Origin of the sequence: Brevibacterium moorei (genome assembly GCF_024580735.1) — a bacterium.
Taxonomy (GTDB): Bacteria; Actinomycetota; Actinomycetes; order Actinomycetales; family Brevibacteriaceae; genus Brevibacterium; species Brevibacterium moorei.
In genome coordinates this window covers 36,157-56,095 of record NZ_JANIJX010000021.1, presented here as the reverse complement: position 1 = coordinate 56,095, position 19,939 = coordinate 36,157, and the positions used below count along the sequence as shown (strand labels likewise).

The following is a 19,939-nucleotide window of genomic DNA, read 5'->3' as shown; positions in this document are numbered from 1 at the left end:
ACCGGCACCCCGGCCCCTGTTATACAGGTCCGTGTCAGGGGTGGTGGATAGACTGGTGCGCAGGTCCGGGCCCACCCGGACCCGATTCTTCGGAGGTGAGGGAACTGCCCAGCGTCGAACGCGGCCAGGTGATCGCCGACAGGTACGTGGTGTCGGACCTGCTTCGGCCCTGGCTCGCACAGCACCCGGCCGTCGGCATCGTCTGCATGGGGGTCGACGCGATCCTCGACACACCCGTCGTCCTGCGCATCGCCGGCCATGAGAACTCCGGTGATCTGGTCGATTCGGCCAGGCGCGCCGCCCTGCTGAGCGATCCGCGGGTGCCCCATGTGCTCGATGTGCTGCACACCGAACACATGGACGTGGTCGTCACGGAGGACCGCAGCACATCCTCACTGGCCGCTGTGCTCGCACGTGGGCCGATCTCCGCCGAATCCGCCAAGGCCCTGGTGGGCGAACTGGCCACGGTACTGGCCCACGCCGCCACCCGCGGTCTGCACCATCTGTGCCTGGGCCCCGAATGCGTGGGGCTGACGGAGGACAACGATGTGGTCCTCTACGGATTGGGCCTCGACGCCCCCGTGGCGAACAGGCCCTTCAATCTCCACACGGAGGATATGAGCCAGGCCGACGCCCGCCGGGCGGATGCCCTGGCGCTCATCGACATCTACTATGCCTGCCTGTCCGGCCGCTGGCCGGGGAAGGCCGACCATGCGGGGATCGAGGCCGCGGGCCTGAAGAACAACCGGGTCGCCCCGCTGAACTCCTTCGTCGATTCGGTGCCCGCGGCCACCGCCGCCTTCGTCTCCGACGTCGTGTCCGGAGTCGACCCCGGTCCCCGCTCCCCCAGTGAGATCGTCCGGTTCCTCGAACCCTGGGATGCGACGACCCTCAAGGACATCCCCCGGGTGGAGCCGCAGGACTCCCCCGACCCCTTCGGCGCGAAGTCGGCCATGCCATCGGCCACCACCAGCCGCACTCCGCGGGTGACCTCCGAACCGCTGGCAGCGGAAGAGGAGGCCGCCGGACGGCATCCGGGCAGGGCCTCGAGCGAACAGCTGCAGGCCGCACTGGACCGCATCGGGATGACCCGGCCCGGCATGCACGGCTCCCAGGCCGGGGTGTCCGGCGGCGGGCAGGGCCGGTTCGACGACCGGATGGCCATGCGCAAGGCCTCGACCTTCCCACTGGCCGGCGCCGGTGCCGACGACATCGTCGAATGGGACCCACACGAAACCATCGAGGACTACCGGTCCTATGCCCCGCAGTCCCATGACGCCAATCAGACCCGGCCCATCATGCGCAGGGCCGACGGCACGATCCGCGAACCCGGCTACGACACGGACGAACCGGAACCGCCCACGGAGGCCCTGGACGTCATCCCCGACCCCTCGGTCACTCCGGCGGGCCCCGTCGAACAGGACCCGCCCGCGACACCGGCCGCAGCACCCACCGGCGACCAGACCGACGCGGATGACGAATCCTCGTGGTTCCTCGGCGGGATGTTCCGCACCAGGGAAGAGGAATACGCCGCTCAGCGCGCCGAATTCGAACGGGAGCGCGAACTCCAGCGACAGGCCGCCGAACGCGTGCGCCTGCAGGAGGAACGGGCGACGGCCAGGGCAAGGGCGGCCGAGGCCCAGGCGGCTCGCCGGGCGCAGAGCAGACTGGCCACGGACGGCCCGGCTCCCGCGGCCCTGCGAGACGTGGAACCTGCGACCGCGCCCTCCGCAGGAACAGCGGCGGGCACGGCGGCGCAGAGCGAATCCGCGCAGCACGGAACCGCTGCGGACAATGCGGACAAACAGCCCGCGACCTCGGAAACGCCTCGGATCAAGCACGCCCAACCGGATGCCTCGCGGCCGTTGAGCAATCGACCAGAGTCCCCGCGGCCACGGCCCGGCTATACGACCGCGCGACCCGCATCCACTACGGCCCGGGCCGCTGCAGGGGCCACTGCCGGCAGGACCGGTGCAGGGCAGACGGGAACCGGAAATGGCGCCCTGCCGACCGGACAGGCCACTCCCGCACCGGTCCCGGCGCAACGGGCACAGGGTGCAGCGCCCGCCACAGCGGCGCAGGCGGGACCGGAAACCCCCGTCGCGGCTTCGGCGGGGACCACCGCCGCAGCAGCGATGGCGCCGACTCCGGAGGGGAAGGCGTCACCACAGCAGCGCAAGAAGTCCGGGTCCACGGCGGTCAAGGCACTCGTGGGCGTTCTATGTGCCCTGGTGGTCGTCGCGCTCGTGGTGGTCGTCGGCATGATGATCGGCAAGCGTGCCACTCCCACGGCGATGCCCTCGCCCGACGAATCGTCCGCCGCAGGCTCGCAGCAGACCCAGGGGTCCAGCACCTCGGCCAAGCTCAAGCGCCTCGACATCGACGCAGTCACCCCGCGTGACCCGGGCGGCGACGGCACGGAGAACAACGCCAAGGCGGACAATGTGCTGCCGGGCAATTCGGGCAGCTGGCGCACCGATCGCTACAACAGCGCGGAATTCGGTGGGCTCAAGGACGGCCTGGGACTGGATCTGCGGCTGACCGAATCCGCCTCGCTCAAGCGCTTCAGCTTCAAGTCCGCCGGGTCCGGTGGCTCGTTCGAGATCCGGGTGGCATCGGGCGACGACCCGACGGATGCCGCAACGGTGGGCAGGGGAACCTTCGAGAAGGGCACCGTCAAGGTCGACATCGACAAGCCCAGGAAGAGTACCCATGTATTCCTGTGGATCACCGAGCTGCCCAAGACCGACGGCGACTTCCGAGCCGATATCGACACCGTCAAGCTATACGGCTGACCGCCGTGTGACCGGACACCGCGCACCCCGACGGAATAACCGCGGCATCCCACACGTTGTGCCGCACGAACAAGGAGAAAGATGACAGAGAAGAAGCTGGTTATCGTCGGGTCGGGACCCGCCGGTTACACCGCCGCGGTCTATGCGGCGCGGGCAGGACTGCAGCCGTTGATCATCGCCGGATCCGTGACCGCCGGCGGTGAGCTGATGAACACCACAGAGGTCGAGAACTACCCCGGATTCCCCGAGGGCGTCCAGGGACCTGACCTAATGGAGAACATGCGCCAGCAGGCGGAGAAGTTCGGGGCCGAGGTCGTCTACGACGATGTCGCCACCATCGACTTCGAGCCGGGCGCACACCGGCTGACCACCGAGCTCGGCGCCGAATACACTGCGCGGGCCCTCATCCTCGCCACGGGTTCCGCCTACCGGGAACTGGGGCTGCCGGATGAGAAGCGCCTGTCAGGCCACGGTGTGAGCTGGTGCGCCACCTGCGACGGCTTCTTCTTCAAGGGACAGAACATCGCCGTGGTCGGTGGAGGCGACTCCGCAATGGAGGAGGCCACCTTCCTGACCAGGTTCGCCGACAAGGTCACGCTGATCCACCGCCGCGAGGGCTTCCGCGCCTCCCAGGCCATGCTCCAGCGCGCCGAGAACGATCCGAAACTGGAGTTCCTGCTCGATTCGCAGGTCGTCGGCATCGAGGGCGAGGATTCGGTCACCGGTCTGCGGATCCGCAACACCGTAACCGATGAGGAATCACAGCTGCCCGTGACCGGCATGTTCGTGGCCATCGGGTCGGATCCGCGGACCGCACTGTTCAAGGACGTCCTCGACATGCGCGAAGACGGCTACCTGGCAGTCGACGGGCGCAGTTCCAAGACCAGCATGGAGGGCGTGTTCGCCGCCGGCGACGTCATCGACCCCGTCTACCGCCAGGCCATCACCGCAGCCGGTTCCGGCTGCGTTGCCGCCACCGATGCGGAACACTACCTGACAGCGTTGGACGACTGACTCGTCTAACACCCAGCCTGACCATCTTGAAGGAGGATGACATGGCAACCGAAGTAACCGATGCTACGTTCAAGGCCGAGGTCCTGGACAACGATCAGCCCGTCGTAGTGGATTTCTGGGCTCCCTGGTGCGGCCCGTGCCGCATGGTCAGCCCGATCGTCGACCAGATCGCCGAGGAGCAGGCCGATAAGATCAAGGTCGTCAAGGTGAATACCGACGACAATATGCAGACCGCAGCGGCCTACGGCATCACCTCGATCCCGGCGCTGTACGTCTTCAAGGGCGGCGAAGTCGCCAAGACCATCATCGGTGCACGGCCCAAGCCGGCACTGGAGCAGGAGCTGGCCGAGTTCATCGGCTGATCCGCTTTGCGCCCCACCGGTATCCGGTGGAGCATCCGAGTAGAGCACCCGCCCAGGGCCCGTGGGCGCCCCGGCCCTGGGCGGGTGCTCTACTCCATTCAGAGTTCTCCAGGAACTCATGGGACAATGGGAGCATCATGTCGAACACTCCTCTGCCACGATTCCGCCGCGGTGACACAGACCCTGTCATCGCAACGACGAAGGCTCAGCTGGCGCGCTTGAACATCAACGTCGGCGATATAGAGTCACCTGTGTTCGACGCCGCCTTCGATTCCGCGATCCGTCAGTTCCAGCAGGACCGTGGGATCTTCTGCGATGGCGTGCTCAATGGCGAGACCTTCGCCCAGGTCGAACTGGCGCGGTACCGGTTGGGCGATCGGGTGCTGCGCTACGACCCCTCGAGGATGATGGCCGGGGACGACGTCGTAGAGCTCCAGCAGCGTCTGGCGACCCTGGGCATCTACACGGAGAGCATCGACTACTACTTCGGGCCGCTCACCGACTCCGCTCTGCGCGAGGCCCAGCAGGACCTGGGACTCAAACCAGACGGGATCGCCGGGCCCGCCACCTATCGGGCGCTCGATGATGTGCGCCGTGGCTCCGCGACCGGTAATCTCTTCGCTTTGCGGGAGCGCGTCCGCCGCGCCGCCGAGGGCCCGTCCCTGGCCGGCCGGACCTTCGTCGTCGAGGCCGCGACCACCGGTCGGGACTTCCGTGCCATTCCGCTCAGCGCAACCCACGCACAACTGGAACAGGAGATCTCCCAGGACATCGCCCGCCGCATCGAGGGCCGTTTATCCGCCCTGGGCGCCGCCGTGGTGTTCGCCCGGGCGGATTCCTCCGCGACCCTGGCCGATGAACTCGGGGCCTCGTTGATCATCACGGTCAACCAGGACTTCTATCCCACGCCGGATCCCAATGGTGTGGCCACCTACTACTTCGGGGTCGACGGGGATCCGACCCACAGTTCGCCGGTGGGCGAACTCGCCGCCGATCTGGTCCAGAAGGAAGTCGTGGCCAGGACGGGGATGACCGACTGCCATACACATGCCAAGACCTGGCAGACCCTGCGTGTCACACGCACACCCAAGGTCTTCCTGATGGCCGGCTATCTGACCAATCCGAAGGACCGGGCGGATTTGGAGACGGCGGCCTTCCGCGACGCGATTGCCGAGGGCGTCGTCATCGCCCTGCAGCGCATCTACCTCAAGCAGGAATCGGATCCGACCACCGGCACACTGCGCGTGGCAGACATCCACCGGCTATTGGATCCGCACAGGTCCTGACCCGCCGGTCTCCCGGACCCACCCGGGTCGCCCCTGCAGGGGCGACCCCACTCCAACGCCCCCCCCCCCCCCCCCCCCCGCCCCCCCCCCCCCCCGCCCCTGTTCGCCCACGGAACGTCCGGGTGCGCTGCGCGGTCGGTACTGCGCTGCGCGGTCAGTCCTGAGTGATCCCCAGGGCCTTGAGGATCCGTTCCAGGTCATCCTGGTTGGCGAATTCCACGCTGAGCTTGCCCTTGCGCTTACCCATCGAGATATTCACGCGCGTGTCCAGGCGGTCCCCCAGGCTGGCGGCCAGCGAATCCAGTTCCGGATGTTCCTGCTGCACGGAACGCTTCGCCTTGGGCTTCTCTCCACGGTTGAGCAGCACCACAGCTTCCTCCGTGGCGCGCACCGACAGCCCCTCGGCCACGATGCGCTGCGCCAGCGCCTCCATTCCGGCACCGTCGGCCAGGCCCAGCAAGGCCCTGGCATGACCCTGCGAGATGACCCCGGCGGCCACCCGGCGCTGGACCAGCGAGGGCAACTTGAGCAGGCGCAGGGTATTCGAGATCTGCGGACGGGAACGACCGATCCGGACCGACAATTCCTCCTGCGTGCATTTGAAGTCCTCCAGCAACTGCTGGTATGCCGCGGCCTCTTCCAACGGGTTCAGATCCGAACGATGCAGGTTCTCCAGCAGGGCATCGCGCAGTAGATCGTCTTCCTTGACCTCGCGGATGATCGCGGGGATCTCCGTGAGTCCCGCCTCCTGCGATGCGCGGAAACGCCGCTCACCCATGATGAGCTCATAGGATGGAGCCTGCTTGTCGACCACGCGGACCACCACGGGCTGCAGGACTCCGACCGCCTTGATCGATTCGACCAGTTCGGCCAGTGCGTCCTCGTCGAAGACCGTACGCGGCTGCCGTGGATTGGGCTTGATCTGAGTGACGGGCAGCAGGCCGAAAGCCGTTCCGGGCACCGTCAGAAGTTCGGACTCGGTGGCATCCTCCGCCGGAGTCGAATCACCCGCGGAGGTCTGCGCAGCGGAACCCGTTTCCGGTTTGGAGCCCTCCTCATAGGCGGACTCCACTGCGCGTTCCACCGGAGTCTTCGCAGCATGGCGCCGCTTGGCGGCCGGAGCCGGGGACGGCTCCAGAGACCGGCCCTCCTCGCTCAGGCGCTCGATCGGCGCCGGACCACCCAGCACCTCGGCGGGGACGTTGAGCTTTCCGTCCTCACCCACAAGTCCGTTCCCGCGCCCCCGGCCGGCACGCTTGGCGCGTCGGGATTTGGCCATGCTGGCGGCGGGGTCGAGGTGTTCCTTGTGCTTGGTTTCACGTGAAACCTCACGGGACTCCGGGAAGAAGACATCGACTGGACGCTCCTCTGTGACCACATCGGGAATGAGGGCCCCCAGCCCTCTGCCCAGTCCACGCTTGCGTTCGGCCATTATCTGGCGCCTCCTCGGATGGCGATCTCTTCGGCTGCCTCACGGTAGGACAGCGCTCCGGACGAATTGGGGTCATAGGTGATGACCGTCTGCCGGTAACTGGGAGCCTCGGAGATGCGGACATTCCGGGGAATCGGGTGGCCGATGACCTGGGTCGGGAAGTGTGCGCGCACATCCTCGGCCACCTGCGCGGACAGATTGGTCCGCGCATCGTACATCGTCAACAGGATGGTGGAGACCCGCAGGCGCGGGTTCAGATGCTTCTGGATCAGCTGAATGTTGCTCAACAGCTGGCTCAGGCCCTCCAGTGCATAGTACTCGCACTGAATCGGAATGAGGACCTCATTGGCGGCCACGAAGGCGTTGACGGTCAGCAGGCCCAGCGACGGAGGGCAGTCGATGAAGACGTAGTCGACACGTCGCCCGGCATCCTCGCACTCCCGCAGATAGGTCTGCAGGGCGCCGGTCAGACGCTGTTCGCGCGCCACCAGGGATACCAATTCGATTTCGGCACCGGCCAGATCGATGGTCGCGGGCACCACGCTGAGATTCTCCAGATCCGGGCACTGGGCGATGGTCTCGCGCATCGGCATGTCCTCGATGAGGACATCGTAGATACTGGCCACATCGGTCGAATGATCGATCCCCAGGGCCGTGGAGGCATTGCCCTGCGGATCGATGTCGATGACCAGCACATGCAGCCCCTGCCTGGCCATGGCCGCCGCGATATTCACCGTGGTGGTGGTCTTCCCCACGCCACCCTTCTGGTTGGCCACGGTAAAGATTCGGGTCTCACGCGGAGCCGGGAAGATAGTCGATTCCAAGCGTTCGGCGCGCCGGTTGTCCCGGATGATCTCAGCGCCGAGTGGAGTCGACTCGTCCAGAATCGGCATACTCACTCCGTCCAAATAGTCGTTATGTCAATGGTATCCGAATGCGTGTCCGAAAAAATCCACGGGACGCGCGAAACCCCCGTTTCACGTGAAACACATGTGTAAACGGGGGCTTGCGGATATTTATATACGATTCACGTATTATTTGGCACAGCCGATGCGCCCGATCAGCGACGCTGCACCTCGACCACTCGGGTCGGCGTGGCCAGCAGCCCATCGCCCACCGTGTGGATGACCGGTTCGCGCATTTTGAAGCGCTTGAGCTGCTTCTTGGCCTTGAGGATCTCCTCCTCGGCCCGCTCCCCCTTCAGGGCCAGCACCCTGCCCTCGGGGCCGAGCACGGGAACACACCATTCCAAGAGCACGGGCAGGGCCTTGACCGCCCGCGATGTCGCGACGGTGAAGATCTCCTCATCGACGAGGTCCTCGACCCGCGAGCGCACGATCCGCACATTGTCCAGGCCCAGATCGTCGATCACCATGTGCAGCCAATCGACTCGGCGCTCCATCGCATCGACCAGCACGAACCGGGTGGCGGGCCGGGCGATCGCCAGCGGGATCCCGGGCAGCCCGGCACCGGTGCCGATATCGCCGACCACATCGTCATCGTCGAGCAGCTCGGCTGCAACAGCGCAGTTGAGGATATGCCGGCTCCACAGCCGGGGCAGTTCGCGGGGACCGATCAGGCCCCATTCCACCCCCGTGGTCGCCAGGTGTTCGGCATAGGCGCTGGCCAACGGCAGACGATCGCCGAAGACCGCGCGCGCCGCCTCGGGTTCGGCCTCGAGGACCTGGTCGGGCCCTGTTGGAAGAGATCCGGAATCGCTCACGGCAGGCTCACCACGACGTGGCGGGCATCGCCCTCGCCCGCCGAGTCCGAGGCCAGACCGGCCTTGGACACCCGGTCGTGGATGATCTTGCGCTCGAAGGAGTTCATCGGCTGGAAGCTGTAGGACTCCCCCGATTCCCTGACCTGTTCGATGACCTCATCGGCCCGACGGCGCAATTCGACCTTACGCGAATCACGGTAGCCGTCGATGTCGAGCATCAGCCACGAACGCTGACCGGTCGAGGCCTGCACGGCCAGCCTGGTCAGTTCCTGCAGGGCGGAGAGCACCTGGCCGTTCCGGCCCACCAGGGTGGACAGATTGTGATCGTCGTCCTCGCACACGATCGCGACCTCGGGCCGGTTGTCGGCCACATCGATGTCGATATCGCCGTCGATATCGGCGATATCGAGGAACTCCTCCAAGTAGTCCGCGGCGATGTCCCCCTCCTCCACCAACAGCTGGGAGCGGGTGGGCCGGGCCGGCTTTGACTCAGCAGCGGTCGTATCCGCCGCCGGATCCCGGTCGATGTTCTTGTCCTGGGTGCTCTGATCCTCGGTCATGACGAACGACCCCTCACTTCTTGTTCTTCTTCTGACGGGCCTTGCTCATGGGCTGTTGCCGCTGACCCGATGGCTTGTGACTGTCCTCTGCGTCCTGGTCCCCACCCGTGGCAGCATCGCCCGAGGTGACACCGGGGACGATTCCCTTGCCCTTCTTGGCACGGCGGGCCAGCAGTTCCTTCTCCGCTTTGGACCCGGGGGTCGGCATGGTGCGCAGCACCATCATCTGCTGACCCATCGTCCAACCGTTGGACACGACCCAGTAGACCAGCACACCCAGCGGGAAGTAGATGCCGCCCACTGCGAAGATGACGGGCATCAAATACAGCAGCATCTTCTGCTGCTGCATGAACGGATTGTTCAGCGCGGCCTCGGACATGTTCTTCGACATCATCTGCTTCTGCGTGAAGAACTGCATGGCCGACATCGCGACGATGAGGATGGCGGTGAAGATCTTGATCAGCACGCCATCGGACATGAAGGTGTCCGACAGGTGGAAGATGCCGAACAGGGTGGAGTTCTCCGCCTGCTGCGCCAGTTCGTGGGTCAGACCGCCGATCGGGGCGTGGTGGCCCTCGGCGATGTCCTTGGTATAGCGGATGACGCGGAACAGCGAGAAGAAGATCGGCATCTGCACTAGCAGGGGCAGACAGGAGGCGAAGGGATTGGTCCCGTGCTTCTTGAACAGGGCCTGCTGTTCCTCCGCCATCTGCTGGCGGGAGAACTGGTCCTTCTTGCCCTTGTACTTCGCCTGCAGCTTCTGGATCTCCGGCTGCATCAGCTGCATTTTGCGCTGGGCCTTGATCTGATAGACGAACAGCGGGATGAGGATCGCGCGCACGACGATCGTCAGGAAGGCGATCGCCAACACCCAGGTCCAGCCACCATCGGCCGGCATGCCCATGGCGGTGAAGATCTGGTGGAAGATCGTCATGATCCATGCCACCACCCACTCGATGGGGAAGAGGATCTTATCCATTCATTCTCTCCTTAACCACCGGTGGTGCCGGGGTCTTGTGCTCGAACATCTCGCTATATTCTGCCATCACGCGCCGCCACCCCATATTCGGGCGCTCTGCCGGTCCGCATAGGAACCGTGCACATGGTCGACCCCGCCGTGCGAGAACGGATTGCAGCGCAGCAGACGCCAGACGGTCAGCCCGGTACCGCGGATCGCGCCGGTCACCTCGAACGCGTCCAGGGCGTATTTGGAACAGCTGGGGTAGTACTTGCACACATCCCCGTACAACGGCGATACGAGGCGGCGGTAGGCCCGCATGAACCAGACGAAGGGCATCCGCGGTGCGATCCGCAGGACATAGCCCAACCGGACCGGGCCCGCGGCGCCCCGCGGATAGGGTGGCAAGGACGATGGGGTGGACTCGTATGCCTTCATAGAAGGACCTCAGTCACGCCGGTTCTTGCGCCGGGCACGGGCCAGCAGCCCGTCGACCGTGGCATCGAGCTGCGCGAAGCCCGCGCCGGCGGCCGCCGGTTTGACCCGGAGGACGTACAGGCCCGCGGGTAGGGAGTCCAGGCGGGCGTGCATGATCTCCCGCAGGCGGCGCTTGGTCCGGTTGCGGACCACCGCGTTTCCCACGGCCTTGGATACGACGAATCCCACGCGCACAGCGTGGGATTCGTCTGCTAGATAGTGCAGCACCACGAACGGGGAACCGGAGGCGGTCCCGCGCTTGAAGGTCCGGCGGAAATCCTCACCGGACCTGACGCGATTCGCGGCGGGCAGCAAAGCCGGTCAGGCCGACAGGCTGTTGCGGCCCTTACGGCGGCGCGCGGCCAGGATCGAACGGCCGGCACGCGTGCGCATGCGCAGGCGGAAGCCGTGCGTCTTGGAGCGCTTGCGGTTGTTCGGCTGGAAAGTACGCTTCGTCATGATTCTCCCTTGTGGTATGAACGTCTGCCCTGCGCGGCGCACAGGTTCGATAGGATCCGCGGGACCGACACGAGGTCGGCCACCTGGTTCCATCCCTGCGCAGGAAGGGCCAAAAGGAAGATGACAACACTCAACGGGCCCGCAACACAGGACACTCCATATTAGGCGGTAGCGCGGGGGCCGGTCAATTCCCACAGGGTCGGCTGCCATGTGATTCACCTTCCAACCGGGTTTTCCACACGGATCCGCGCCGATCGCACCCTTTTCGGGTCCTTTTGCTGCCACTGCGAGGACTTCCCCGGCATCCTGTCCACACGTCGCATTCCCTTGTGGAAAGCGGGTTACAGCCGTTCTTCCACCGGTTTATCCCCAGATTGTGGAGAAAAACTTCCCCGTCTGGGGAAACCGGGACGGGTTACCCACAAACCGTACACAGCGGAGTGTCCATGCTGTGATTGTCTTGTCCACACGAGAGGCATCTCACCTGTGGATTCAGCCCCTCCGGGACCATCGTCCACAACCATGATCCGAACCGGTCAACACCCTGTTCACCGATGGCCAAGCCGCAGAGCCCCGGTTTTCCGGGCTAGTTCCGCAGTGAGGGGAACAATCACATGGATGTGATTTCCACAGACTTGTCCACCGGTGTGGAAATCCGGTTCCGGGTGTGGATCTCTCCACAAAGTGTGGAAAACTATGTGGAAGAACGTCCACGCAGTTGTCCACAGGATCTGCACAACCCTATTCCACTTGGAGGTCCTTTGTCCGTCCCACCGTCCGAACCCGACCTAGCGGCCGTCTGGCAGGAGGTGCGCAGCAACCTCTTCAAGGACGAATCGATCACCGCACACCAGAAGGGATTCCTGTCCCTGGCACAGCCCAAGGCCTTCGCGGGTGACCAACTGGTGGTTCTGGCGGTGCGCAACGACCTGACCAGGACCACCCTGGAGACCAGCCTGCGCGAACCTCTGGCCCGCGAGTTCGAACGGGTGCTGGGCCACCAGGTGTCGTTCGCGATCGCGGTCGAACCCGATCTGAATGTCCCGGAATCCGCCTCGGGCAGCCACACCGTGGAACACGTGCAGCCGGCCCAGTTCGGCCCCGGCTCCTACGGGGGTCGCCAGGCGCCCTCCCCCGCCTTCCCCGGCCGTCCCGAGGACTACTGGCAGGTGGAGATCCACGGTGACGAATACGGGGGTCCCGCCACCGCAACGGTCCCGGAGCCGGCACCGGCCCGCGATCCCGCTCTGGGGCGGGCACCCGCCATCGACGGGAACGGGGTTGACCAGCTCAACCCCAAGTACACCTTCGACTCCTTCGTCATCGGCGCGTCCAACCGGTTCGCCCATGCTGCGGCCTTCGCGGTGGCAGAACAGCCGGCCAAGGCATACAACCCGCTGTTCATCTACGGCGATTCGGGACTGGGCAAGACCCACCTGCTGCATGCGATCGGCCATTACGCAGCCCAGCTGTACCCCAATATCCGGGTCCGCTACGTGTCCAGCGAGGAATTCGTCAACGACTTCATCAACACGATCGGCTCGTCGACGACCTCGAACTCGCTGCGCCCGGCCTTCCAGCGCCGCTACCGTGAAGTCGACATCCTGATGATCGACGACATTCAGTTCCTACAGGGCAAGGACGCCACGGTCGAGGAGTTCTTCCATACGTTCAATGCACTGCACAACGAACACAAACAGGTCGTGATCTCCTCGGATCAGCCGCCCAAGATGCTCAAGGGCTTCGAGGAGCGTCTGCGGTCCCGCTTCGAATGGGGTCTGCTGACGGATGTGCAGCCGCCGGACTTGGAGACCCGCTTCGCCATCCTGCGCAACAAGGCCCTGGGCGAGAACCTCAAGGTGCCCGACGACGTGCTGGAGTACATCGCATCGCGGATCTCCTCGAACATCCGCGAGCTCGAGGGCGCCCTGATCCGCGTCACCGCCTTCGCGAACCTCAATTCGCAGACGATCGACGTGAGCCTGGCCGAAACGGTGCTCAAGGACTTCATCAGCCAGGACGACACTCCGGAGATCACCCCGGCGGACATCATGGGCCAGGTGGCGGGTTACTTCCACCTGACGATCGACGATCTCAAGGGCAGCAGCCGCTCACGCACCCTGACCACCGCCAGGCAGATCGCCATGTACCTGTGCCGGGAACTGACCGACCTGTCCCTGCCGAAGATCGGCCAGGAATTCGGAGGCCGCGACCACACGACGGTGATGCACGCGAACAAGAAGATCCGCACACAGATGACGGAACGGAGGGCCATCTACACGCAGGTCACGGAACTGACAAACCGCCTCAAACAGCATCATCATCTGTAGAACCGGTAGTCAACAGGTGTGGATAAACCTGTGGTTAACCCGTCCAAGCCTGGGTAGGGGTGAATGAACAGTTCCAGACCGGCCTGTGGATGACTGTGGAAGAACGATTCAACCGTCCACAGGCGTCCACACCCCGTCCTGAGATCCTCCACAGGTTTCCCACCGTGGGAAGAAGGCCGCTATCCCGCGTCATTACTGGGCAGGAGAGCTCTTCTCCACAAGTTCCACACCGGCTACGACTACTACTGATATTCCAACTCGACATTCAAGAGGGCCCGCCGCGCATTGCCCCGGGAGCCAAGGCCACCGGGGCTCCTCGAGGAGAGTGAAAAGCTCTGAGGAGCAGGAATGCGCAGTTTTGCACATGTGTATCCACCTGTGAGTCTTTGGATGAATCAGGGAGATTCATCGGATGACCTCCGCAAACCAACCCGAAAGTTGTCCGATGACTAGGGGGTCGGGAATCGTCGTACTGTCGGCTGGAGCGAAATAGGGTGTGCGTTTTTGCACGCACCTGAGAAACCAGGGCTTTTGCCGATTCCCCGGTGCGATAGGATGGGGAGTCCGCGCGCATGAGTGCGTCTGCCGCTGCAGCGCATGGGCGGCGCACAACCCTGTAGACGATGGATTTCGGGAGAGACGTGAACGCTGAGGCCGCACCGACTGTGAAGTTCAAGGTGGAACGGGACATTCTGGCCGAAGCGGTCACCTGGACCACCAAGACACTCCCCCAGCGTCCCGCCGTTCCCGTGCTCACCGGCATCCTCATCACCGCCGATCCCGCGGGTTCCGTGCACCTGGCCGTTTTCGACTACGAAGTATCGGCCCGCGCCGAAATCGCCGCCGAGGTCGAGGTGCCGGGTACCTTCCTGGTCTCCGGCAAGTTGCTCGCCGAGATCTCCCGAGCGCTGCCGGCACAGCCGGTGACCCTGGAACTGCAGGAGAACAAGGTCACGGTCAACTGCGGCTCCTCCCGCTTCACCCTGATGACGATGCCCGTCGACGAGTACCCGGCTCTGCCACAGGTCCCCGCGACCACCGGCGTGGTCGGCGCCGAGGCCTTCCAGCACGCGGTCAACCAGGTCGGCGTGGCCACGAGCAAGGACGACACCCTGCCGATCCTGACCAGCGTGCGGATGGAGATCACCGGCAACACCGTGACCCTGCTGGCGACCGACCGCTACCGCCTGGCGGTCCGCGAATTCATGTGGAATCCCAAGGCCGCTGATTTCGAGGCCAACGCCCTGGTGCGCGGGAAGACGCTGACGGATGCCGCCAAGGCCATGGGCGGGGACATCCAGATCGCGCTGGCGGAATCCGGTGGCAAGGACATGCTGGCGATTTCCTCGAACGGCCGGGTCATGACCTCACTGCTGGTCGAGGGCGATTACCCGAAGGTGCGCTCACTGTTCCCCAAAGAGGCCTCGATCTCCGCGATCCTGGAGACCTCCGCCCTGCGCGAGGCCGTGCGGCGCGTCTCCCTGGTCGCCGAGCGCAACACCCCCATCCGCTTCGAATTCGCCGACGGCGCGCTGACCCTGCGGGCCGGCCAGGGCGATGACGCCCAGGCCTCGGAGGCGCTGCCGGCGACGATCGACGGGGAGAACATCACCACAGGCTTCAACCCGCACTTCATCGCCGACGGACTGGCCCAGATCGATACGCCCTTCGTGCGGTTCTCGTTGACGGAACCGAAGAAGCCCGTCGTCATCACCGGCCAGCAGGAGCTCGACGGCGAATACGATTCCACCTATCGGTACCTGCTCATGCCGATCATCCGCTTCTGACCGGGCACTGACCCGGGTAGGGTCGCTAGCGCTATGTGGGTATCCAAACTGGCCCTGCACGACTTCCGGTCGTATGAGCACCTCGAACTCGATCTGCGCCCCGGCGTGACGACGTTCGTCGCGCCCAACGGCTGGGGCAAGACCAATCTCGTCGAGGCGCTGGGCTATGTCTCGACCCTGCGCTCCCATCGGGTGGCCAATGATGTGCCGCTGGTGCGCGTCGGATGCGAATCCGGTGTCGTGTCGCTGCTGGCCCACCGCGGCCCGCGTTCGGTCACCCTCGACATCACGATCAAGGCCAAGGGCGCCAACCGGGCCAGGATCAACCGGCAGCCCGTGCGCACCCGCGACGTCCTGGGCCTGCTGCCCACCGTCGTCTTCGCCCCGGAGGATCTGGACCTGGTCAAGGGGGATCCGGCAGGGCGGCGCGACTTCCTCGACACCCTGCTGGTCCAGGGAGCGCCGCGCTATGCCGCTGTGCTCAGCGATTTCGACCGGGCCCTCAAACAGCGCAACGCCCTGCTCAAAAGCCTGAAGAACCGGCCCGACCCCGCACTGGAATCGACCCTGGACATCTGGGATAGGGCCTTCGCCCAGGCCGCCGCACAATTGGTGATGGGGCGGCGGAACCTGGTGGAGCGCCTGGCTGCGCCCCTGACCAGGGACTTCAAGGCCGTGGCCCTGGACGCCCGGCCCGAGCGCCAGGACGCTGCGGCGCGCTACACCAGCCGGATCGACTACACGGGGCTGGACACCACCGCCGGGTACGAGGACGCGATCGTCGAGGCCGTGGCCTCCCGGCGGAGCAAGGAGATCGACCGGGGCCTGACTCTGGTGGGACCGCAGCGCGACGATGTCGAACTACTCATCGGCGGCGTGCCGGCCAAGGGCTATGCCAGCCACGGCGAGAGCTGGTCCCTGGCCCTGGCCCTGCGGCTGGCCGGGTGGCAGGTGCTGCGCGATGACGCCGGCGACGAGGACGGGCAACCGGTGCTGGTGCTCGACGATGTGTTCGCCGAACTGGATGCGGGTCGGCGCACCCGGCTGGCCCAGATGGTCGCCGGTGCCCAGCAGGTGCTCATCACCGCCGCGGTGGCCGCCGACATCCCGGAGAACCTGGCCGGCGCCCGGATCGACCTGTCCGCCGCGGATGCGGGGACGGCATGACCGCACAGGACGAACCGCCCCTGGCCGCGCTCGAGGCCCTCGACCGGGTCAGGCGGATGGGTGAGGGTTCGCGCCCCGGTTACTCCGGCAGTTTCCGCCGGACTCCGCGCGGCATCCGCGAACCCCAGTACTCCGGGGCGGGCGCCGATGCCAGGGATCCGCGGAAACTGGCGGACGACCTGGCCGTGCTGACCCGCGATTACGGTTGGCGGACCCAGTTGGATGTGGGGATGCTGCTGGGCTCCTGGCCGCGCCTGGTGGGCCCCGAGGTGGCCGAGCACTGCGAACCGGTGAAGATCGACCCGCCCAAGCTGACGGTGCGCGCGAGCTCGACGACCTGGGCCACCCAGCTGAAGATCATGACGTTCTCCCTGTTGGACCGCCTCGAACGCGAACTGGGACACCGGGTGATCGACGATATCGAGATCCTGGGGCCGAAGCAGAAGTCGTGGAGTCATGGGCGCCGTTCCATCAAGGGCCGGGGGCCCCGCGACACCTATGGCTAGTCCCCTGCACCCAACTCCCCCGGGTGGCCTCCTCGGCCTCCTGCCAGGCCCGGCTGTGAAGATGGTGTTCATGGAAGAGATCCCCGGCCGTCTGCTGACCGTCCTGACCTCCCCCACCCCCGCCCCGGCCGCTCCGCAGGCGCTCCTGGTGACCGCCGGGATAGTCCTGGCGCTGGTGGTGGTGCCCCCGCTGTGGCGCTATGCGGGGCTCGTGGTCACGGTGGTCCACGAACTGGGCCACGGGCTCACGGGCCTGCTGCGCGGGCGGCGCCGGGTGGCGATCCGGGTCTCCGGTGACCATTCGGGCCTGACCAGCTCGCGCGGCACCGCGGCCAGCGCACCGTTCTCCACCTTCTGGGGCTATCCGGCGCCGGCCGTGGTGGGCGCGCTGTTCATCACCGCCGCCTGCTTCGGGCGTGCCGGCCTGGCCCTGGTGCTCGGCGGCGCACTGCTCCTGGTCTGCCTGGTGTTCATGCGCGGCTTCCTGGCCATCGCGCTCGACGTGCTGGTCGTGGCCGCGGCCTGTCTGGCAGCGCTTTACGTGCCCGGCGTCCTGCTGGGGTACGTGGTGGGAGGCCTGGGACTGTTCCTGTTGGTGGGCGCCTACCGGGGACTGGGGAACCTGCTGGCAGCGCACCGGCGCCGGGACCTGGCATCCTCGGACGCGGCGATCCTGGCACAGGCCACCGGGGTGCCCGCCTGGCTGTGGATCGTGCTCATGGCCCTGGTCCTGCTGGCGGCGACCTCGGTTTCGGCCCGACTCGTGTGGAATATGCTCACCATCTGATTCCGAGCCCGGGAGTCGGAACTGCGGAAACCGCCACAGGCGCCATTTTCCTCCCGTCGGATGAGCTGGGGTACGTCCGAGGACGGAAAAGTCGCGAAAAACGGCTTCCAGGGCGTGCTGAAGGCGAATTCCAGGGCAGGACTTGGTAGAATTGAACGTGATTGTGCCAGTTTGTCCGCATTCTAACGAGGAGTTCCATGGCTGCCGAGGAATCCCAGCATTACGACGCCAGTGATATCACCGTCCTGGAAGGACTGGAGGCGGTCCGCAAACGCCCCGGCATGTACATCGGTTCGACCTCCGAACGCGGTCTGCACCACCTGGTCTACGAGATCGTCGACAACTCGGTCGACGAGGCACTCGCCGGCTACAACGACACCATCGAGGTGACGATCCTGGCCGACGGTGGCCTGCGGGTGGTCGACCACGGCCGTGGCATCCCCGTGGAGATGCACCCGAAGGAGGGCAAGTCCACCCTGGAGGTCGTGCTGACCGTGCTGCACGCCGGTGGCAAGTTCGGCGGTGGCGGCTATGCGGTCTCCGGTGGTCTGCACGGTGTCGGTTCCTCCGTGGTCAACGCCCTGTCCGAACGCCTGGACGCGGAGATCCACCGCGACGGCTATGTGTGGCGGCAGAGCTACCGCCGCGGCGCACCCACGGCACCGGTTGAAAAGGGCGAGGCGACGGACACCTCGGGTACCGTCATCACCTTCTGGCCGGACCCGGAGATCTTCGAAACGGTCGTCTTCAACTTCGAGACCGTGCGCCAGCGGATGCAGCAGACGGCCTTCCTGAACAAGGGCCTGATGATCACCCTGCGCGATGAGCGCAAGCCGGAGATCGACGACGACGACGTGCAGGTGACCGATGCGGACGAGGACGCGCCGTTCAAACCGCGCGAGGTCAAGTACCACTACGAGAACGGCCTGCTGGACTACGTCAAGTACCTCAACAGCACCAAGAAGACGGAGATCGTCAACGACGACATCATCGCCTTCGAGGCCGAGGACACCGACCAGATGATCGCGCTGGAAGTCGCGATGCAGTGGACCACCTCCTACAGCGAGTCCGTGCACAGCTACGCCAACTCGGTCAACACGCACGAGGGCGGCACCCACGAGGAGGGCTTCCGCACCGCGCTGACCAGCCTGCTGAACTCCTACGCCCGCGATCAGAAGCTGCTGCGGGAGAAGGACCAGAACCTCACGGGCGAGGACGTGCGCGAGGGCCTGACCGCCGTCATCTCCATCAAACTGGGCGAACCCCAGTTCGAGGGCCAGACGAAGACCAAGCTGGGCAACTCCGAGGCCAAGGGCTATGTGCAGAAGGTCGTGCGCGACGAACTGGGCCACTGGCTGGAATCCAATCCGAACCAGGCCAAGGAGGTCGTGCGCAAGGCGATCCAGGCCTCGCAGGCCAGGATGGCGGCCCGCAAGGCGCGCGAGGCGACCCGCCGCAAGGGCCTGCTGGAGTCCTCGGGCATGCCGGGCAAGCTCAAGGACTGCCAGTCCAAGGACCCGACGATCTCCGAGATCTTCATGGTCGAGGGCGACTCGGCCGGTGGTTCGGCCGTGCAGGGCCGCAATCCGATCACGCAGGCGATCCTGCCGCTGCGCGGCAAGATCCTCAACGTGGAGAAGGCGCGCCTGGACCGGGCCCTGTCCAATATGGAGGTCCAGTCGATGATCACGGCCTTCGGCACGGGGATCGGCGAGGAATACGACGAATCCAAGCTGCGCTACCACAAGATCGTGCTGATGGCCGATGCCGATGTCGACGGCCAGCACATCACGACCCTGCTGCTGACGCTGATCTTCCGGTACATGAAGCCGCTGATCGAACACGGCTACGTCTACCTGGCGACCCCGCCGCTGTACCGCCTGAAGTGGTCGAATGCCCCGCACGACTACGCCTACACCGATGCCGAACGCGACCGGATGCTGGCCGAGGGCCGCGCGGCGGGCAAGCGGCTGCCGAAGGACCAGGCGATCCAGCGCTACAAGGGTCTGGGCGAGATGAACTACCACGAACTGTGGGAGACGACGATGGATCCCGAACACCGGCTGCTCAAACAGGTCACCCTGGACGATGCGATGGCCGCCGACGAGATCTTCACCGTGCTCATGGGCGACGACGTGGATTCGCGCAAGCGCTTCATCCAGCAGAACGCGAAGGACGTCCGCTTCCTGGACATCTGACGGATATCCGACTTCTTAGACTTTCCTACTTCACGAAGGGGACCAGGCACACGTGGCTGACGAAACCGATAACAATCAGACCGATCCGCTCGACGGCG

At 65.5% G+C, this 19,939-nt stretch carries 18 protein-coding genes; 10 read left to right on the top strand and 8 right to left on the bottom strand.

Annotated features, from left to right (window positions below; genetic code table 11):
* Positions 1-95: 95 nt before the first annotated feature.
* The 4 genes from NQ034_RS12955 to NQ034_RS12940 all read left to right on the top strand — a co-directional run bounded on the left by NQ034_RS12955 (position 96) and on the right by NQ034_RS12940 (position 5,457).
* On the top strand, positions 96-2,795 hold the full coding sequence (locus NQ034_RS12955) for a hypothetical protein (RefSeq protein WP_257049329.1): 2,700 nt from the start codon (positions 96-98) through the stop codon (positions 2,793-2,795).
* 81 nt (positions 2,796-2,876) lie between these two features.
* Positions 2,877-3,809 carry a thioredoxin-disulfide reductase gene (gene trxB / locus NQ034_RS12950; RefSeq protein ID WP_257049328.1) on the top strand — a complete coding sequence of 311 codons (933 nt, stop codon included), beginning with the start codon at positions 2,877-2,879 and terminating at the stop codon, positions 3,807-3,809.
* Positions 3,810-3,850: 41 nt separating this feature from the next.
* Entirely contained in the window at positions 3,851-4,171 is a 321-nt protein-coding gene (gene trxA, locus NQ034_RS12945; RefSeq protein WP_257049327.1) for a thioredoxin, read from the top strand.
* Positions 4,172-4,308: 137 nt separating this feature from the next.
* Positions 4,309-5,457, top strand: a complete 1,149-nt coding sequence (locus tag NQ034_RS12940; protein ID WP_257049326.1) for an N-acetylmuramoyl-L-alanine amidase — start codon at positions 4,309-4,311, stop codon at positions 5,455-5,457.
* 154 nt (positions 5,458-5,611) lie between these two features.
* On the opposite strand, the gene NQ034_RS12935 is transcribed toward NQ034_RS12940, so the two are convergent.
* The 8 genes from NQ034_RS12935 to rpmH all read right to left on the bottom strand — a co-directional run bounded on the left by NQ034_RS12935 (position 5,612) and on the right by rpmH (position 11,066).
* On the bottom strand, positions 5,612-6,889 hold the full coding sequence (locus NQ034_RS12935) for a ParB/RepB/Spo0J family partition protein (RefSeq protein WP_257049325.1): 1,278 nt from the start codon (positions 6,887-6,889) through the stop codon (positions 5,612-5,614).
* Positions 6,889-7,782 (bottom strand): ParA family protein, encoded by an 894-nt coding sequence (locus NQ034_RS12930; protein ID WP_257049324.1) that lies wholly within the window; start codon positions 7,780-7,782, stop codon positions 6,889-6,891. The genes NQ034_RS12935 and NQ034_RS12930 overlap by 1 nt, the downstream gene beginning before the upstream one ends.
* 167 nt (positions 7,783-7,949) lie before the next feature.
* Positions 7,950-8,612: a 16S rRNA (guanine(527)-N(7))-methyltransferase RsmG gene (gene rsmG / locus NQ034_RS12925; protein WP_257049323.1), complete on the bottom strand. Its 663-nt coding sequence runs from the start codon at positions 8,610-8,612 to the stop codon at positions 7,950-7,952.
* The gene (locus NQ034_RS12920) at positions 8,609-9,172 is read right to left on the bottom strand and encodes a Jag family protein (protein ID WP_257049321.1); all 564 of its coding nucleotides are present in this window, start codon (positions 9,170-9,172) and stop codon (positions 8,609-8,611) included. The genes rsmG and NQ034_RS12920 overlap by 4 nt, the downstream gene beginning before the upstream one ends.
* 13 nt (positions 9,173-9,185) lie before the next feature.
* Complete coding sequence (gene yidC / locus NQ034_RS12915; RefSeq protein WP_257049320.1) at positions 9,186-10,151, bottom strand: membrane protein insertase YidC; 966 nt, start codon at positions 10,149-10,151, stop codon at positions 9,186-9,188.
* Between the two features lie 66 nt (positions 10,152-10,217).
* Positions 10,218-10,568, bottom strand: coding sequence for a membrane protein insertion efficiency factor YidD (yidD, locus tag NQ034_RS12910; RefSeq protein ID WP_257049319.1), 351 nt, complete (start codon positions 10,566-10,568; stop codon positions 10,218-10,220).
* 9 nt (positions 10,569-10,577) lie between these two features.
* On the bottom strand, positions 10,578-10,922 hold the full coding sequence (gene rnpA / locus NQ034_RS12905; RefSeq protein ID WP_257049318.1) for a ribonuclease P protein component: 345 nt from the start codon (positions 10,920-10,922) through the stop codon (positions 10,578-10,580).
* A 6-nt stretch (positions 10,923-10,928) separates the two neighbouring features.
* A complete protein-coding gene (rpmH, locus tag NQ034_RS12900; protein WP_257049317.1) occupies positions 10,929-11,066 on the bottom strand; it encodes a 50S ribosomal protein L34 in 138 nt (45 codons plus the stop codon).
* Positions 11,067-11,827: 761 nt separating this feature from the next.
* Between rpmH and dnaA the strand changes: the two genes are divergently transcribed.
* From dnaA to gyrB, 6 genes are all read left to right on the top strand, one after another.
* A complete protein-coding gene (gene dnaA / locus NQ034_RS12895; RefSeq protein ID WP_257049316.1) occupies positions 11,828-13,396 on the top strand; it encodes a chromosomal replication initiator protein DnaA in 1,569 nt (522 codons plus the stop codon).
* Between the two features lie 641 nt (positions 13,397-14,037).
* On the top strand, positions 14,038-15,183 hold the full coding sequence (gene dnaN / locus NQ034_RS12890) for a DNA polymerase III subunit beta (protein ID WP_257049314.1): 1,146 nt from the start codon (positions 14,038-14,040) through the stop codon (positions 15,181-15,183).
* Between the two features lie 33 nt (positions 15,184-15,216).
* The gene (gene recF, locus NQ034_RS12885) at positions 15,217-16,350 is read left to right on the top strand and encodes a DNA replication/repair protein RecF (protein WP_257049313.1); all 1,134 of its coding nucleotides are present in this window, start codon (positions 15,217-15,219) and stop codon (positions 16,348-16,350) included.
* A complete protein-coding gene (locus NQ034_RS12880; protein WP_257049311.1) occupies positions 16,347-16,856 on the top strand; it encodes a DciA family protein in 510 nt (169 codons plus the stop codon). The genes recF and NQ034_RS12880 overlap by 4 nt, the downstream gene beginning before the upstream one ends.
* A gap of 70 nt (positions 16,857-16,926) precedes the next feature.
* Positions 16,927-17,643 (top strand): M50 family metallopeptidase, encoded by a 717-nt coding sequence (locus NQ034_RS12875; protein ID WP_257049310.1) that lies wholly within the window; start codon positions 16,927-16,929, stop codon positions 17,641-17,643.
* A 197-nt stretch (positions 17,644-17,840) separates the two neighbouring features.
* Positions 17,841-19,841, top strand: coding sequence for a DNA topoisomerase (ATP-hydrolyzing) subunit B (gene gyrB / locus NQ034_RS12870; protein WP_257049309.1), 2,001 nt, complete (start codon positions 17,841-17,843; stop codon positions 19,839-19,841).
* The last annotated feature ends 98 nt before the right edge of the window (positions 19,842-19,939 follow it).